This window comes from Burkholderia sp. S171 (genome assembly GCF_009766085.1).
GTDB lineage: Bacteria > Pseudomonadota > Gammaproteobacteria > Burkholderiales > Burkholderiaceae > Caballeronia.
The window spans coordinates 237356-253226 of sequence record NZ_LMUF01000035.1 but is presented as its reverse complement, the minus strand read 5'-3'; the positions used below and the strand labels follow the sequence as shown (position 1 = coordinate 253226).

General features: G+C 59.8%; 16 protein-coding genes and 1 other RNA gene (1 of these 17 only partly in view). 10 read left to right on the top strand and 7 right to left on the bottom strand.

Annotation, left to right across the window (positions count from 1 at the left end; genetic code table 11):
* The first annotated feature begins 18 nt into the window (after positions 1-18).
* From GSQ93_RS19390 to ruvB, 8 genes are all read left to right on the top strand, one after another.
* The gene (locus tag GSQ93_RS19390; protein WP_158937259.1) at positions 19-1425 is read left to right on the top strand and encodes an aminopeptidase P N-terminal domain-containing protein; all 1407 of its coding nucleotides are present in this window, start codon (positions 19-21) and stop codon (positions 1423-1425) included.
* Complete coding sequence (locus tag GSQ93_RS19385) at positions 1415-2641, top strand: UbiH/UbiF/VisC/COQ6 family ubiquinone biosynthesis hydroxylase (RefSeq protein WP_158937258.1); 1227 nt, start codon at positions 1415-1417, stop codon at positions 2639-2641. The genes GSQ93_RS19390 and GSQ93_RS19385 overlap by 11 nt, the downstream gene beginning before the upstream one ends.
* Before the next feature lie 380 nt (positions 2642-3021).
* Positions 3022-4134, top strand: coding sequence for a tRNA dihydrouridine synthase DusB (gene dusB, locus GSQ93_RS19380; RefSeq protein WP_158937257.1), 1113 nt, complete (start codon positions 3022-3024; stop codon positions 4132-4134).
* Positions 4131-4364, top strand: coding sequence for a Fis family transcriptional regulator (locus GSQ93_RS19375; RefSeq protein ID WP_031357513.1), 234 nt, complete (start codon positions 4131-4133; stop codon positions 4362-4364). Before dusB ends, GSQ93_RS19375 begins: the two co-directional genes overlap by 4 nt.
* Positions 4365-4460: 96 nt before the next feature.
* Positions 4461-6026: a bifunctional phosphoribosylaminoimidazolecarboxamide formyltransferase/IMP cyclohydrolase gene (purH, locus tag GSQ93_RS19370; RefSeq protein ID WP_158937256.1), complete on the top strand. Its 1566-nt coding sequence runs from the start codon at positions 4461-4463 to the stop codon at positions 6024-6026.
* A 105-nt stretch (positions 6027-6131) separates the two neighbouring features.
* Positions 6132-6674 (top strand): crossover junction endodeoxyribonuclease RuvC, encoded by a 543-nt coding sequence (ruvC, locus tag GSQ93_RS19365; protein WP_031357515.1) that lies wholly within the window; start codon positions 6132-6134, stop codon positions 6672-6674.
* 21 nt (positions 6675-6695) lie between these two features.
* Positions 6696-7277 (top strand): Holliday junction branch migration protein RuvA, encoded by a 582-nt coding sequence (gene ruvA, locus GSQ93_RS19360; protein WP_158937255.1) that lies wholly within the window; start codon positions 6696-6698, stop codon positions 7275-7277.
* Positions 7278-7365: 88 nt separating this feature from the next.
* Entirely contained in the window at positions 7366-8430 is a 1065-nt protein-coding gene (gene ruvB, locus GSQ93_RS19355; RefSeq protein ID WP_158937254.1) for a Holliday junction branch migration DNA helicase RuvB, read from the top strand.
* A 333-nt stretch (positions 8431-8763) separates the two neighbouring features.
* Here ruvB and GSQ93_RS19350 read toward each other — a convergent pair whose 3' ends face one another.
* The 3 genes from GSQ93_RS19350 to tyrS form a co-directional block, all read right to left on the bottom strand.
* On the bottom strand, positions 8764-9426 hold the full coding sequence (locus GSQ93_RS19350) for a histidine phosphatase family protein (RefSeq protein ID WP_158937253.1): 663 nt from the start codon (positions 9424-9426) through the stop codon (positions 8764-8766).
* Between the two features lie 78 nt (positions 9427-9504).
* Complete coding sequence (gene dtd, locus GSQ93_RS19345; RefSeq protein WP_158937252.1) at positions 9505-9963, bottom strand: D-aminoacyl-tRNA deacylase; 459 nt, start codon at positions 9961-9963, stop codon at positions 9505-9507.
* A gap of 4 nt (positions 9964-9967) precedes the next feature.
* Positions 9968-11224 carry a tyrosine--tRNA ligase gene (gene tyrS, locus GSQ93_RS19340; RefSeq protein WP_158937251.1) on the bottom strand — a complete coding sequence of 419 codons (1257 nt, stop codon included), beginning with the start codon at positions 11222-11224 and terminating at the stop codon, positions 9968-9970.
* Positions 11225-11607: 383 nt separating this feature from the next.
* Between tyrS and GSQ93_RS19335 the strand changes: the two genes are divergently transcribed.
* The gene (locus GSQ93_RS19335) at positions 11608-12762 is read left to right on the top strand and encodes an anhydro-N-acetylmuramic acid kinase (protein WP_301952070.1); all 1155 of its coding nucleotides are present in this window, start codon (positions 11608-11610) and stop codon (positions 12760-12762) included.
* 231 nt (positions 12763-12993) lie between these two features.
* On the opposite strand, the gene erpA is transcribed toward GSQ93_RS19335, so the two are convergent.
* The 3 genes from erpA to rplM form a co-directional block, all read right to left on the bottom strand.
* A complete protein-coding gene (erpA, locus tag GSQ93_RS19330) occupies positions 12994-13359 on the bottom strand; it encodes an iron-sulfur cluster insertion protein ErpA (RefSeq protein ID WP_031357523.1) in 366 nt (121 codons plus the stop codon).
* Positions 13360-13600: 241 nt separating this feature from the next.
* Complete coding sequence (gene rpsI / locus GSQ93_RS19325; RefSeq protein WP_089158812.1) at positions 13601-13993, bottom strand: 30S ribosomal protein S9; 393 nt, start codon at positions 13991-13993, stop codon at positions 13601-13603.
* An 11-nt stretch (positions 13994-14004) separates the two neighbouring features.
* Positions 14005-14433: a 50S ribosomal protein L13 gene (rplM, locus tag GSQ93_RS19320; protein WP_031357525.1), complete on the bottom strand. Its 429-nt coding sequence runs from the start codon at positions 14431-14433 to the stop codon at positions 14005-14007.
* A 667-nt stretch (positions 14434-15100) separates the two neighbouring features.
* Between rplM and GSQ93_RS19315 the strand changes: the two genes are divergently transcribed.
* Positions 15101-15523 (top strand): OsmC family protein, encoded by a 423-nt coding sequence (locus GSQ93_RS19315; protein WP_158937250.1) that lies wholly within the window; start codon positions 15101-15103, stop codon positions 15521-15523.
* An 83-nt stretch (positions 15524-15606) separates the two neighbouring features.
* Here the strand turns inward: GSQ93_RS19315 and rnpB are convergent.
* Positions 15607-15871: RNase P RNA component class A (rnpB, locus tag GSQ93_RS19310), an RNA gene on the bottom strand; it runs 202 nt beyond the window's last position.

Genomic DNA, 15871 nt, shown 5'->3' with positions numbered 1-15871 from the left:
CGGCGCTACAATCGCTGAATGAACTCATCGACTGAAGCCCAATCCTTATTAGCTATCGACGTCTATCGCAGCCGCCGTGACCGCGTCCTCGCGGCGCTGCGGGAATCGGGCGGCGGCGTGGCAATCGTTCCGACAGCGCGCGAAGTCATGCGCAACCGCGACGCCGATTACCCGTTCCGCCACGACAGCTACTTCTATTACCTCACGGGCTTCGCGGAACCGGAAGCAACGTTGATCCTCAACGCCAGCGCCGACGCCGCCGATCCCGCCGCCATCCTGTTCTGCCGCGATAAAAACGTCGAGCGCGAAACCTGGGAAGGTTTCCGCTACGGCCCTGAAGGCGCACGCTTGGCGTTTGGTTTCGACGCGGCGTTCCCCATCGAACAACTCGATGCGGAAATGCCCCGCCTTCTCGCCGATAACCCCGCGCTGCACTATGCGCTCGGCAGTTCAGCCGAGTTCGACGAGCAGGTTCGCGGCTGGCTCGCAGCCGTTCGGGCACAGAGCCGGATCGGCGTGAAAGCGCCCACGAAAGCGATCGATTTGCTGCCCGTGCTCGACGAAATGCGCCTCATCAAAGACGCGCACGAACTCGATATCATGCGGCGCGCAGGCACCATCTCAGCCGAAGCGCACCGGCGCGCGATGCAAACCTGTCGTCCCGGCATGCACGAATATGAGATCGAAGCCGAGCTGCTTTACACGTTCCGCCGACGCGGCGCGCAAGCGCCCGCGTACGGAACCATCGTCGCGGCCGGCGCGAACGCGTGCACGCTGCATTACCCCGCCGGCAACACGATCGTGCGCGAGGGCGACCTGATCCTGATCGACGCCGCGTGCGAGCTCGACGGCTACGCGTCCGACATCACGCGCACGTTTCCGGCGAGCGGACGGTTCACATCGGCGCAACGGGAAATCTACGACATCGTGCTGGCCGCGCAATATGCCGCCGTCGACGCAACCCGCGAGGGCGTCAGTTTCGACGCACCGCACGAAGCTGCCGTCCGCGTATTGGCGCAGGGCTTGCTGGACACCGGGATCATCGACCGGGATAAATTCGCGACGGTCGACGACGTCATAGCCGAGCGGGCTTATCAGCGCTTCTACATGCATCGGACAAGTCACTGGCTCGGGATGGACGTGCACGATGCCGGCGATTATCGCGATGCCCACGCGCAACTCGACGACCAGGGCGCACGCGCGTGGCGCACGTTGAAGGCGGGCATGACGCTGACTATCGAGCCGGGTTTGTACATTCGCGCCGCCGAAGACGTGCCCGAACGGTATGCGAACATCGGTATCCGGATCGAGGACGACGCGATCGTCACAGCCGTTGGCTGCGAATTGATGACGCGCGAAGTGCCGGTGGATGCCGACGAAATCGAAGCCTTGATGCGCGACGCGCAAACGCCAGATGCAAATTGAAACCGCGGAAACTATCGGCCATGCCCCGCCTGCCGATTATCACTTCGATATCGCCATCGTCGGCGCGGGTCCGGTCGGGCTCGCGCTCGTCGGCTGGCTGGCTAAACGAAGCGCGACGTCGCGCTTGTCGGTCGCATTGATTGATGCACGCGAGCCTGGGGCAGCATCGGCTGACCCGCGTGCCATCGCGGTGTCGCATGGCAGCCGGGCGATGCTCGAATCGTCGCTCGGTTTTCCCGCCGATGCCACGCCAATCAAACGCATTCACGTTTCGCAACGTGGCCAGTTCGGCCGCACGCTGATCGATCACGACGAACACGGTTTGCCCGCGCTCGGCTATGTCGTGCGTTATGGCTCGCTGGTTACAACACTCGCGCAAGCGGTCAGCAAAACCGGCGTGCACTGGTTCACGGAAACCACCGCATCGACACCCTTGCACGACCACGAGGGCGTCACGCTCCCTATCCATTCGGCCACCGGGGACCGCACGATCCGCGCGCGCATTCTGGTGAATGCCGAAGGCGGTTTGTACAAGGAAGCGGACGCCTCCTCCGCTCTTTCCGCCGAGGTCAAGAACACGCGCGATTATGGTCAGACGGCTATCGTCGGAACGGTGAGCGTATCGTCGCCACAACCTGGCGTCGCGTGGGAACGCTTCACACCGGAAGGGCCGATCGCGCTGCTGCCGTGTGGCGGCGCACGTCAGGCGGACTACGCGCTCGTCTGGTGCTGCGAGCCTGAAGAAGCGGCCCGCCGCTCGCAACTCCCCGACGATCAATTTCTCGCCGAACTCGGCTTGGCCTTCGGTGAGCGCATGGGCCGCTTTACGCGAATCACCGGACGGGCGATGTTCCCGCTCGGACTGAATGCGCTGAATGCGCTGGTCGATCGACGTACGGTCGCTATCGGCAACGCTGCGCAGACGCTGCATCCCGTTGCGGGGCAAGGGCTCAATCTGGGCTTACGCGATGCCCACGCGCTCTGCGACGCGCTATCGACGAACGGCCCGACTACGGTCGCGTTGAGTCTTTTTGCGCAACGGCGCGCATTGGACCGGCGCATGACGATTGGCGCAACCGACACGCTTGCACGTCTTTTCACCGTCGATTTCGCGCCACTCGCCGCGATGCGCGGATTAGCGTTGAGCGCGTTGGAACTCGTCCCGCCGATTAAAACCGTGCTGGCGCGACAGATGATGTTCGGGCAACGGCGCTGACTCGGGGCGATCCTTGCAGCGGCTTCGGGCGAATACGGCGTGCGACGTGGTTGCTGCGAGGGAATTCTTCTGAATCAATCACGCTGGGAACAACGTCGGGCGCGGCGCGCTCTCACGGTTCATGCAGTGAGCCTTTTGAGCGCTTTGCGAGAGCATGGTCCGCGCACTCGCCCCACCGCACCGATCACGTCAAACATGCGTTCGCCGCACTGCATTCATCTGCCCATAGTTGAGCTTTTCCTCTATGACGTTCCCGTTATTCATAGAAGATTTAACAACTTGCGCGTCGATTGGAGGTAATTGACTCAGCGCGTTCGCGTTAAAATAGGCGTTTCCTTAAGCGCTTTTGCGTCCCTTTATTTGGGAACGCTGCGAGTTTCATGCCCATTTCCACCCCGGCCATCGGCCCCCACATTTTGCGCAACAACTTGTTTGTCGCCCCCATGGCCGGGGTGACGGACCGCCCGTTCCGGCAGTTGTGCAAACGCATGGGCGCGGGTTACGCGGTGTCCGAAATGGTTGCGTCGAATGCGCAATTGTGGAAAAGCGAGAAAACGCTCCGTCGAGCGAATCACACCGGCGAAGTAGAGCCTATTTCCGTACAAATCGCCGGCGCTGATCCGAAAATGCTCGCCGAAGCCGCGCGTCACAACGTCGCGAACGGCGCGCAGATCATCGATATCAACATGGGCTGCCCAGCCAAGAAAGTCTGCAATGTGGCGGCTGGATCGGCATTGCTGCAAAACGAAGCGCTGGTCGCGCAGATCGTGCAAGCCGTGGTGAACGCAGTCGGCGTGGGCCCGGACGCCGTGCCCGTCACGCTGAAGATCCGCACGGGCTGGAATCGAGAGAACAAAAACGCGCTGAATATTGCGCGCATTGCGCAGGACGCGGGCATTTCCATGCTGACCGTGCACGGGCGCACTCGCGCCGATCTCTACAAGGGCGACGCGGAATACGAGACCATTGCCGCCGTCAAAGCCTCCGTGCGCATTCCGGTGGTGGCCAACGGCGACATCGCCACGCCCGAAAAAGCGCGTCACGTGCTGGCCATCACCGGTGCGGACGCGATCATGATTGGCCGCGCCGCGCAGGGGCGCCCGTGGCTCTTTCGCGAGATCGAACACTTTCTGGCAACGGGCGAACATTTGCCGGCGCCGCGTATCGACGAGATCCAGCAACTGATGAATGAGCATCTCGAAGATCACTATGATTTCTATGGCGAATTCACGGGCGTTCGTACAGCGCGCAAGCACATCGGCTGGTACACTCGCGGCCTTTCCGGCGCCAACACGTTCAGACATCGGATGAACACGCTGGATTCCACACGAGAACAATTGCTCGCCGTGAACGAATTCTTCGACGCCCAAAAGGCGTTGTCCGACCGTCTCGTCTATGTCGAAGAACTCGACGCAGACGGCGACCGCGGCGGCAACGACGAAGCCGAAGAATCGTGCGACGGGCAGAACCACACAGACCGACTAGCCGCATGAGTAGACATCACATAGAACAATGCGTCCGCCAGAGCCTGGACAATTATTTCCAGGACCTGGACGGTTCCAAGCCGCACGACGTCTACGAGATGGTGATTTCGTGCGTCGAAAAACCGATGCTGGAAGTTGTGCTGAAGCAAGCCGAGGGCAACCAGTCGCTCGCGGCCGAGTTTCTCGGCATCAACCGCAACACGCTGCGCAAGAAGCTGCAACAGCACGGACTCATTTAAAGCAGTTGTTTTAATCCGGACCGTCGCGGCGTACGGCGGTCGACTCGAATTTCCTGATTCCCCTCGACTCCCCTACCGGCTCCCGCCGTTCCCATCATGATCAAGCAAGCGCTCCTTTCCGTTTCCGACAAGTCTGGCATCGTCGAATTTGCGAAATCGCTGTCGGAGCTAGGCGTTAGCCTGCTTTCGACCGGCGGCACCGCGAAACTCCTGGCTGATGCAGGTCTGCCTGTCACTGAAGTCGCCGACTACACCGGTTTTCCGGAGATGCTCGACGGCCGCGTGAAAACGCTGCACCCGAAGGTTCACGGCGGCATTCTGGCGCGCCGCGATTCTCCTGAACACATGGCCGCGCTCGAACAACACAACATTCCGACCATCGACCTGCTGGTGGTGAACCTGTATCCGTTCGTGCAGACCGTATCGAAGGAAGAATGCTCGCTGGAAGACGCGATCGAAAATATCGATATTGGCGGCCCGACCATGCTGCGTTCGGCGGCGAAGAATCATCGTGACGTAACGGTGATCGTCGATCCCTCGGATTACGCGATCGTCCTCGACGAAATGCGCTCGGCGAAAAACACCGTCAGCTACGCGACGAACTTCAAGCTCGCCACCAAAGTGTTTGCGCACACAGCCCAATACGATGGCGCGATCACGAATTACCTGACGAGCCTGACCGACGAGTTGCAGCACAAGAGCCGCAACACCTATCCGTCGACGTTCAACCTCGCGTTCACCAAGGTGCAGGATCTGCGTTACGGCGAGAACCCGCATCAAAGCGCTGCGTTCTACCGCGATCTCACAACGCCCGCCGGTGCGCTCGCGAACTACGAGCAATTGCAGGGCAAGGAACTGTCGTACAACAACATTGCGGACTCCGACGCTGCGTGGGAATGCGTAAAGACCTTCGACGTGCCAGCCTGCGTGATCATCAAGCACGCGAATCCATGCGGCGTGGCGATCGGCGCGGACGCGCACGAAGCGTATTCGAAGGCGTTCCAGACCGACCCCACCTCCGCGTTCGGCGGCATCATCGCGTTCAATCGTGAAGTGGATGAAGCAGCGGCACAGGCTGTGGCCAAGCAGTTCGTGGAAGTGCTGATGGCGCCTTCTTTCAGCGATGCGGCCAAGCAGATTTTCGCGGCGAAGCAGAACGTGCGTCTGCTGAAGCTCGATCTCGGCGACGGTCACAATGCGTTTGACCTGAAACGCGTGGGTGGCGGGTTGCTCGTTCAATCGCTGGATTCGAAGAACGTCCAGCCGCACGAATTGCGCGTAGTCACGAAACGTCATCCGACGCCGAAGGAAATGGACGATCTGCTGTTCGCGTGGCGTGTCGCCAAGTATGTGAAGTCGAACGCTATTGTGTTCTGCGGCGGCGGCATGACGATAGGCGTAGGCGCGGGCCAGATGAGCCGCGTGGACTCGGCGCGCATTGCCAGCATCAAGGCGCAGAACGCGGGCTTGTCGCTGGCCGGATCGGCCGTGGCATCGGACGCGTTTTTCCCATTCCGGGACGGCCTCGACGTTGTGGTCAACGCTGGCGCAACCTGCGTCATCCAGCCGGGCGGTTCCATGCGCGATGACGAAGTGATCGCCGCTGCGGACGAGCACAACATTGCGATGGTGTTGACTGGAACGCGTCACTTCCGTCACTGAGCTCGTTGCACGTTCCGGAAGCCCGGTGGCCGGCAGGCGCACCGGGCTTTTTACTTTTTGCGCCGCGCTGTTAGTATCGCAAGCACTACGTTCCAACGGCACTCCATGAGAATTCTCGGTATTGACCCGGGCCTGCGCGTAACGGGGTTCGGCGTCATCGACAAGACCGGTCAAACGCTGACCTATGTGACCAGCGGCGTCATCAAGACCGCCGACGCGGATTTGCCGTCGCGCCTCCACACGATCTTCGAAGGTATCTCGACGCTTGTCCGGCAACACGCGCCCGACCAGTCCGCGATCGAAAAAGTGTTCGTCAACGTTAATCCGCAATCCACCTTGCTGCTGGGCCAAGCGCGCGGCGCAGCCATTTGCGGTCTGGTCGCCAGCGGCGTGCCGGTCGCCGAATACACGGCGTTGCAGTTGAAGCAAGCCGTGGTGGGTTACGGCCGCGCCACGAAAGAACAAATGCAGCAAATGGTCGTGCGCTTGCTCGCGCTCACAGGGGTGCCGGGCACCGACGCCGCGGACGCGCTCGGCATGGCCATCTGTCACGCACACGCCGGTGGCGCGATGACCGCACTCGGCGAGATCGCGCCATCGCTGGCTAAAAAGGGCCTGCGCGTTCGGCGCGGTCGTCTTGTCGGCTAACTCCACTACAAGCTCCTCACCATGATTGGTCGTATTGCAGGCGTTTTGCTGGAAAAAAATCCGCCGTACTTGCTCGTTGATTGCGGCGGCGTAGGCTACGAAATCGCCGTCCCAATGAGCACCTTCTACAACCTGCCGAACAGTGGCGAAAAGATTGTGCTGCTGACCCAGTTGATCGTTCGTGAAGACGCGCATTTGCTGTACGGCTTCGGTACGCAGCAGGAGCGCACGACCTTCCGCGAACTGCTCAAGATCAGCGGGATCGGGGCGCGCATGGCGCTGGCCGTGCTGTCCGGCATGAGCGTTCAGGAACTCGCCTTGGCTGTGACGATGCAGGACGCCGCCCGTCTGACACGCACGCCCGGTATCGGCAAGAAGACGGCCGAGCGCCTGTTGCTCGAACTGAAGGGCAAGCTTGGCGCGGATCTGGGCACGGCAGCGGGCACGGTGAGCGGTCCCGACCACGCGAGCGATATCCTGAATGCATTGCTGTCATTGGGTTACTCCGAAAAAGAAGCGCTGTTGTCGGTCAAGAATGTTCCGGCCGGCACGGGCGTATCGGAAGGCATCAAGCTGGCCCTGAGAGCGCTGTCCAAGAGCTAGTCAGGCCAGTCTCCCACGCAGCTGATCCGGCCAACAGTCGGCCAATCGGCCAGCTTTTGGCGTTCGAGCCACGCGGTACAATCGACGCATGATAGAAACCGACAAACTCGCTGCCGAACGCATCATTTCGGCTACTCCCGTCTCGCCGAACGAGGAAGTGTTCGAGCGCGCGCTGCGACCGCGCGATCTCGAGGAATACGTCGGGCAGGAAAAGATCCGGGATCAGCTTCAGATTTTCATCGAGGCCGCGCGGCGGCGTTCCGAGGCGCTGGATCACGTTCTGTTGTTCGGGCCACCAGGTCTCGGCAAGACCACGCTCGCGCACATCATCGCGCGAGAGATGGGTGTGAATCTGCGGCAGACGTCCGGACCAGTACTGGAACGCGCCGGCGATCTCGCTGCGCTGCTGACCAACCTCGAAAAGAACGACGTGCTTTTCATCGACGAAATTCACCGGTTATCGCCAGTCGTCGAGGAAATCCTGTATCCGGCGCTCGAGGATTATCAGATCGACATCATGATTGGTGAAGGTCCGGCAGCACGCAGTGTAAAGCTGGATTTGCAGCCGTTCACGCTGGTCGGCGCGACCACGCGGGCGGGCATGCTGACCAATCCGTTACGCGATCGCTTCGGCATTGTGTCGCGACTGGAGTTCTACACCGCGAGCGAACTAGCTCGGATCGTTACGCGCTCAGCGTCGCTGCTCAAGGCGGATATTGTCCCGGAAGGGGCGTTGGAGATTGCGAAGCGGGCGCGCGGTACACCGCGAATTGCGAACCGGCTGCTTCGGCGCGTACGTGATTACGCCGAGGTGAGAGCGGACGGCAACATCACAGCCGACGTGGCCGATGCCGCATTGAAGATGCTCGATGTCGATCCGGTTGGCTTCGACCTGATGGACCGGAAACTACTGGAAGCCATCCTGCACAAATTCGATGGTGGTCCGGTCGGGGTGGATAACCTCGCAGCGGCTATTGGCGAAGAACGCGACACCATTGAAGACGTGCTTGAGCCCTATTTGATCCAGCAGGGATATTTGCAACGCACGCCGCGTGGACGCGTTGCCACGTTGCTCACGTATCGTCACTTTGGCCTCGCCGCACCGGACGCCGGCCCGGTCCGCGAAGTGTGGGACGCCAACACCGACAGTTGAGCCGCCAGCCGCATCAGGTGCATCAGGTGCATCAGGTGCATCAGCCGCATCAGGTGCAACAGACTGTCGCCGACAGCCGCCCCGATGTCCGATCAAGCAAGTCCGCGCCCTTTCATCCCGTTTCGCCGGGCCATTGGTCAAGCCAGCGTACTGTTCATGAACACGATGTGGACCTGCTGCTGCCTGACTGGGCGCAATCGATGCTCGCATTCGGCGCTCTTGCACCGCCTATGGACACGGCCGGGCATCAGGATGATTGCGCTGTTAATACGCTGGGCGCTAAACAACGGGCCTGTCCAAGCGAGCCCAGCGCCGCAACACGATGAAGCCCGCTTAGCGCGGAACTTCCTTTAGGTCGTCGTCGCTTCCGGGAGAAGAAAGATGCGCGACATCGCCCCAAGACACAACCTTCGTTTGACCGTTCTCGAAGTCCACCACGTTAATGCTGGAATTCAGCAGCAGCCAGTCACGCGGCACGTCGAGCGGCAAGCCACGTACGAACCGATAAATGCAGTCGAGCACGCCACCATGAGCGACGACTGCGATCCGTCCGTCTGGATGCGCGGCCGCGATCGGTGCGACAGCATCCAGAACACGTTGTGAGAATGCTCGTTGCGATTCACCGCCCGGCGGCGCGAACTCGGGATTATGGCTCTGCCAGTCGGCATATTCAGCAGGGTACTTCGCGCGGATTTCTTCACCGCTGTGACCTTGAAAGTCACCATATAAACGCTCGCGCAAACCTGCGTTCAGGTTCAGCGGCAAGCCAAGCGCGTCCGCAAACGGCTTGGCGGTTTGCTGAGCACGCAGCAGATCGCTGCAATACACCGCGTCGAGCCGGGCGCCGGCCTTCGATTCCCGCAAGAGACGCTGCGCAAGCTGCCGTGCCTGCACTACGCCAGTCGCAGCCAGCGGAATATCAATATGCCCCTGAATACGCTTGATGCGATTCCAGTCGGTCTCGCCGTGCCTGATGAAGAGGACTTGCGTGGTCATGAGATGCGTCAGATTCCGGAAGATGCGCCCAAAACGATGTGCGCAGTGACAAAACTCGGGGGACGTTTCGAGGACACCTCAGGAACGGACTTGGAGCCAGAAAGTGACCGGCCCGTCGTTGACCAGGGACACCTGCATGTCCGCGCCGAACTCGCCTGTCTCAACAATGGGATGCGAGGCGCGTGCCTGCGCAACGAAGTAATCAAACAACCTGCGGCCTTCCTCCGGCGGTGCAGCCGGCGTGAAGCTTGGCCGCAGCCCGCTTGAGGTATCGGCGGCAAGGGTGAATTGCGAAACCAGCAGCACGCCGCCCGCACGTCCTGCGCCGTCCATATCCCGCACCGGCAAATTCATTTTGCCGGCGGCATCGCTAAAAACGCGATACGACAGCATCTTCGCAAGCAGCTTGTCCGCAACGGCCTGGGTATCGCCGCGCTCCGCGCACACGAGCGCCAGCAAGCCGGCATCGATCGCACCCGTCACGCGGTCGCCTACGCGCACGTCGGCCCGCAAGACACGTTGAATGAGTGCGATCACGCGCTTACGCCGCCAGCGTGACGCGCGCGAAGCGGCGCTTGCCGACCTGCACCACGAACTCACCCGCCTCGATCTTCAAGCCCTTGTCCGACACCGTCGCGCCGTCGATCTTCACGCCACCCTGTTCGATATTGCGCAACGCCTCGCTGGTTGAAGGCACCAGCCCGGCTTGCTTCAACAGTTGCCCGATGGCGAGCGGTGCGCCGCTCAGCGTCACGGATGGAATTTCGTCCGGCACGCCGCCCTTCGCACGATGGTTGAAGTCCTCCAGCGCCCGTTCCGCGTCAGCCGATGAATGGAAACGCGCGACGATTTCCTGCCCCAGCAGCACCTTGAAATCGCGCGGGTTACGACCACCCTCGGCTTCGCTCTTGAACCGCGCAATCTCTTCGATACTTCTAAACGACAGCAACTCGAAGTAGCGCCACATGAGCGTGTCCGAGATGCTCATCAGCTTGCCGAACATGTCGGTTGGTTTCTCGCTAATGCCGATGTAGTTGTGCTTCGACTTCGACATCTTCTCGACACCGTCCAGCCCTTCCAGCAGCGGCATGGTCAAGATGCATTGCTGCTCCTGGCCATATTGCTTTTGCAATTCGCGGCCAACCAGCAGATTGAACTTCTGGTCCGTGCCGCCGAGTTCGAGATCGGCGTTCAGCGCAACCGAGTCGTAACCCTGCATCAGCGGATACAGCAGCTCATGGATCGAGATGGGCATGCCGCCCTGATAGCGCTTCGTGAAATCCTCGCGCTCAAGAATCCGCGCGACCGTGTAGCGCGAGGCCAGCTTGATCATGCCGTCAGCGCCAAGTGGCATCGACCACTCGCTGTTGTAGCGCATCTCGGTCTTCTCACGATCCAGCACGAGCGCAGCCTGCTCAAAATAGGTCTTCGCGTTCTCCTCGATCTGCTCACGGGTCAACGGCGGGCGCGTGGCGTTACGCCCCGACGGGTCCCCGATCAGCGAAGTGAAGTCGCCGATCAGGAAGATCACCGTATGGCCGAGATCCTGTAACTGACGCATCTTGTTCAGGACAACCGTATGGCCAATATGAATATCAGGCGCGGTCGGATCGAGGCCAAGCTTGATGCGCAGCGGCTTGCCGCTCGCGGCGCTGCGAGCGAGCTTCTGTGCGAACTCGGCTTCGATCAGCAACTCGTCACATCCCCGTTTCGCGATGGCAAGCGCGGCCTGCACTTCGTCGGTGAGGGGCAAGGTTTTCGCAGCCGAAGCCGGAGAGTCGTTCGGTTCAGTGGTCATGCTTGCAACTTTTTCGGGTGATTTATTCGGGGCGCTAACTGGCGCCGATTAGGCAACAACCGCTGTTTCCGAATTCGTCCACAGTCGCGTTCGGACACGGAAGATCGTGCGGCTTTCGCTTGTTCAGGCAACGGATTTTACGTGATGTCGCCTGCCTTCGCCCCGTTTTCCCCGCATGTGAGCCGTGCGTTGACCGTTCGGCCATGTTTCGAACGCCTTGGCTCCTGAAGCGGAGCGCGAAACATGGCCGAGTGGCTAACGGCTTAACGAGTGGCATCGATGTGTGGATAATCGGTCCATCGCGGTCGCTTTGGCCGCAAGAATTGCATCGATGACTGCTCAAGCAGGGCCATCGGTGAAACCGCATCGAACAGGAGAGCAACGTGGCGCGACGGACCGAGGCAACGGAAGCAGGCGACATGGCGGACGGCGTGTACTTTGGGCTGATGTCGGGCACGAGTATGGATGGCGTAGACGGCATTGCCGTCCAGTTCACCGCCGGCCAGCCGCCCGTTGTGCTCGGCGAGGCTCACGTGGGGTTCTCGCAAGGCCTGCGCGACGCGCTTTTCGCCCTCCAGGCCCCCGGCGACAACGAACTGGAACGCGAAGCCCTTGCAGCGAATGCGCTGGCGACGCGCTACGCCGTGTGTTGTCACGAACTGGCGAGCATGAGCGGCTACTCGTCCGCGAAGGTCCGCGCGATAGGCGTACACGGTCAGACCGTGCGGCATAGGCCAGAAAAGGGCTACACGCGGCAAATCAACAATCCTGCGCTGTTGGCAGAAATGACCAACATCGACATCGTTGCCGACTTCCGTAGCCGCGACGTCGCCGCCGGCGGTCAGGGCGCGCCCCTCGTCCCGGCGTTTCACGCGACCATTTTCGGCAGCAAGGATGAGACGCGCGTGGTCTGCAACCTGGGCGGCATCAGCAATATCACCATTCTCTCGGCCAACGGCAGCGTCCACGGCTTCGATTGCGGACCCGCGAACGCATTGCTGGACGAATGGGCGCACCGGCATCTGAAACGCCCCTTCGACGAAGCCGGCCGATTCGCGGCACAGGGCCAGGTGAATCGTCCGCTGCTGAACGCGCTACTCAACGAACCGTTCTTCGAACAGCAGCCGCCTAAAAGCACCGGCCGAGATCTATTCAATCCTGGGTGGCTTGACGCCAAGCTCATCGGTTTTGAGAAAGTGTCGCCCGAAGATGTGCAGGCCACGCTTGTTGCACTAACCGCCATTACCGTTGCACGAGAAATCGAGCGACATGCTTCCGATTGCCGTGCGGTCTACGTATGCGGCGGCGGCGCCCGTAATCCGGTGCTGATGCAGGCTATTCAGCAGGCGCTCGGCGAGAGCGGCGTGGCCGGCGTTCCCGTGATGACCACCGAAGCGCTCGGCGTACCGCCGCAGCAGGTCGAGGCATTGGCGTTTGCCTGGCTTGCGATGCGCTGCGTGGCCCGTAAGCCGGGCAATGTATCGGCAGTAACAGGCGCTGCAGGGGAACGAGTTTTAGGGGCGATTTATCCTCGGTGAGGGCAACCTGCCGCTAAGTACCGGGGGTCGCGAAGAGGCTATTGGTGCAAAGGGAAAACTGATGGCCCTTTCAGGCGATTTGCCGAAAACCTGACCCCCGTGCGTCATAGCCTCAGTTTTTCATCAAAGTGCACATCCGACCAAACGCGCGCACAAAACAAAAACGGAGCCCGAAGGCTCCGTTTCACATCTGCACTACGCGGCGCAATTAGCCACGCAATCTAATCAGAATCACGCCGAGAACGACGATCCGCAACCGCAGGTGCTGGTCGCGTTCGGATTCTTGATCACGAACTGCGCGCCGTTTAAATCGTCTTTGTAATCAATCTCAGCGCCAACCAGATACTGGTAGCTCATCGAATCGATCAGGAGCTGGACGCCAGCTTTGTCCATCACAGTGTCGTCTTCGTTGATAGCTTCGTCGAACGTAAAGCCATACTGGAAACCCGAACAGCCGCCGCCCTGCACGAACACACGCAGCTTCAGTTCCGGATTGCCTTCTTCGTCGATCAGTTGCTTGACCTTGTCAGCTGCTGCGTCGGTGAAAACGAACGGCAACGGCATTTCGGTCGTGGGGGTATCGGTGACAGCGTTCATTCGAACTCTCCAAAAAAGCTTCCAGGGACTATTGTAGGGCTGATCTCAATATCGTGCTGGAAGCCCATGTAATCAATAGGCTATCGCCTCACACTATCCCGAAATTGCCGCGGCTGCTTGGGACATCACTGAAAGACTGCCGCGATCCGTGACCATTAGCGACGAAAAAAGCCGCCAGCGCATACACGCAGGCGGCTTTTCGAGCCATTTCGCCGTAGCAACGACGAAACCGCCAAACAGCTTAACGCTTCGAGAATTGTTTCCTGCGACGTGCCTTGTGGAAACCAACCTTCTTACGTTCAACTTCACGAGCATCGCGGGTAACGAAGCCAGCTTGCGACAGCGTCGGCTTCAGCGTTGCGTCGTAGTCCATCAGCGCGCGGGTGATGCCGTGGCGAACTGCACCGGCCTGACCCGTTTCGCCGCCGCCATTCACGTTGACTTTGATGTCGAACGTGGTGGCGTGGCTCGTCAGTTCGAGCGGCTGACGCACGATCATCAGCGACGTTTCGCGCGAGAAATAATCAGCAATGGGCTTGCCATTGACGATGATCTGACCCGTGCCGGACTTGATGAACACGCGGGCAGTGGCGCTCTTGCGGCGACCCGTACCGTAATTCCAATTACCGATCATATGGGCTCCCTTTAGATCTCGAGCGCTTTAGGCTGTTGAGCCGTATGCGGATGCGTTGCGCCAGCGTAGACCTTGAGCTTCTTGATCATCGCGTAGCCGAGCGGACCTTTCGGCAACATGCCCTTAACGGCTTTCTCGAACGCGCGGCCCGGGAAGCGTTCTTGCATCTTGTTGAACGTCGTTTCGTAGATGCCGCCCGGATAGCCCGAGTGACGGTAGTACTTCTTGTCAGTACCCTTGTTGCCCGTGACGCGCAACTTGCTGGCGTTGATGATGACGATGAAATCGCCAGTGTCGACGTGCGGGGTGAACTCGGGTTTGTGCTTGCCGCGAAGTCGGGCGGCCACTTCACTGGCGACACGTCCGAGAACCTTATCCGTCGCGTCAATCACGTACCATTCACGCGTCACCTCATGGGCTTTTGCGGAAAACGTCTTCATGATCGATCCAAAAAATAATTCTGCCCTGCTTTGTCCCGCTTGTATGTTCGTGCGCATCGAGGCGCGTGCGGGCTCTCCCTGTTCCCGTCCGCGGGCATGGTGCGGATAGAGAACTTTGAATTATAAGGGAAATTTCGATGTGAAGTCAAAACTTGCCTGTCGGGCAAGCAAATTCACCCCGGTTCAGCGCTGGCAAGGTCGCAATGTGAGACGGTTTTGCGAGCGAACGACAGGCCCGCCACGACCGAATTCGACGCTGGAACAGACGAAGGCAGACGAAAAAAAGCCCGAGCCTTGGGCTCGGGCTGAATCCACCTAGGAGGAGGTGGAGGAGACAGAGCAAGTATATGAAGTGCTTTTGTGCAAAGCAAGTAAATTTGCATTATGGGATTGAATTTCATAATGCAAAATACTGACAAAATCAAAAAATAGACTATTTATTGTTTATAATCAAATACTTATCTAAAATTAAAAAAACCTCACAGGCGCAATTCGCAGCTGAAACTCCTTATCAGCAGTAGGGAAATCGCGAATTTGTCTTAGGTATCGCAATGCAACAATGCCGCACGACCGGCGCTAACCCTGGCACTGCTTCGATTCCTACAATCAGCTAAAACGCTACAATCGACACGATTAGACAAGTGTCTTATGGCACCGGAGTTTTCTCATGGAATGCAAAGTTAGCTGGATGGGACAGGACGGAATGGCGTTTGCCGCGGAAACGGGCAGCGGCCATCTGGTCACAATGGACGGCGCACCGGAGGGCGGCGGCCGTAATCTTTCGCCGCGGCCAATGGAAATGGTCCTGCTCGGCACGGGCGGCTGCACCGCGTACGACGTCGTGATGATCCTGAAGAAAAGCCGTCAGGAAGTCGTGGGTTGTTCGGTGGCGCTCAAGGCCGAGCGCGCAAGCGAAGATCCGAAGGTGTTTACAAAGATCCACTTCCACTTCACGGTGACAGGCAAGAACCTGAATCCCGCGACAGTCGAACGCGCGATCACCCTCTCTCACGACAAATACTGCTCGGCGTCGATCATGCTGGCGAAAACCGCCGAATTGACGCATTCCTTCGATATCGTCCCGAGCTGAGTTCCGGGCATCGAAGAAAGAACGAAGCAAAAACGAAGAAAAAAAGCCGGCGTCATCACTGACGCCGGCTTTCTTTTTGAATCTCACAAAGCAGGCCGATAAGCCGGATTCTGTGCACGCCTCACGCCCGAAAGCGTGACGCGCGTAGCAGTCATTCCTCTAGTCGCGCCATTACTGGCGCGCTCAAGCTTCCTACCCGCAGACGAGACGGAGGCACCGTCCTGCATCACGAGGATGCGCGCCTGCCTATTTGGAATTGCTCCGGGTGGAGGTTACCTTGCCGGTCTGCCTTGCAGCAGCCGCGGTGCGCTCTTACCGCACCGTTTCACCCTTACCTGATCCCCGAAC